1 protein-coding gene is annotated in these 243 nt (G+C 31.3%); it reads right to left on the bottom strand.

All coding sequences use genetic code 11. From position 1 onward, the window contains the following. Window positions 1-243 (bottom strand): lysophospholipid acyltransferase family protein (locus tag ACEWL1_RS12185; protein ID WP_409233569.1); only part of this gene is annotated, 243 nt, incomplete at both ends.

Genomic DNA, 243 nt, shown 5'->3' with positions numbered 1-243 from the left:
TGGGAAAATAATTGCTCCCCATTTATTTTTGTTGATGTTTTTAGAAAACCTTCCTAGTTCTGTTAATGATTGTTTTGCATCCTTTCTATTGATTAAATCAGCTCCTCCGTTTCGTAAATTAAAGGACACACTCGGAATTCCTTTTCCTAATTCAATTTTAGCCACAAATTTTGTGTGATTTTTTCTAAAAAACCATCCAAAAGGAGGGATGTCAAATGTACTTTGATGATTAGATACAAAAAT

Origin of the sequence: Polaribacter gochangensis, assembly GCF_046224025.1 — a bacterium.
Lineage (GTDB): Bacteria > Bacteroidota > Bacteroidia > Flavobacteriales > Flavobacteriaceae > Polaribacter > Polaribacter gochangensis.
The sequence above is the reverse complement of the archived record's forward strand: the minus strand, read 5'-3'. Positions and strand labels throughout refer to the sequence as shown.